General features: G+C 53.5%; 1 pseudogene. It reads left to right on the top strand.

Going from position 1 to position 243, the window contains the following annotated elements:
• Positions 1-230 (top strand): annotated as a pseudogene (locus tag AB9F26_RS22565) (hypothetical protein); the annotation flags it as partial.
• Between the last annotated feature and the right edge of the window lie 13 nt (positions 231-243).

Here is a 243-nt window from a genome sequence, read left to right on the forward strand (position 1 = left end):
TTCCGTATTCGGTATGGAGGTTGTTCATGACGCATTTCATCGAAGGTTTAGACCGGCAGCGGACGATGTTACTGCCTGAACACCTCGACGATTATGTTGATGAGAATAGCCACGTCCGCGCCATTGATGCTTTCGCGGACATGCTTGATTTGGCGGTTCTTGGCTTCAGCGCGCAACCTGCCGCGACGGGTCGGCCCGGTTGTCATCCGGGGTTGATGCTGCGGATTTAACTGTATGGATATC

The organism is Falsihalocynthiibacter sp. BN13B15, from assembly GCF_041205415.1.
GTDB classification, from domain to species: Bacteria; Pseudomonadota; Alphaproteobacteria; order Rhodobacterales; family Rhodobacteraceae; genus Falsihalocynthiibacter; species Falsihalocynthiibacter arcticus.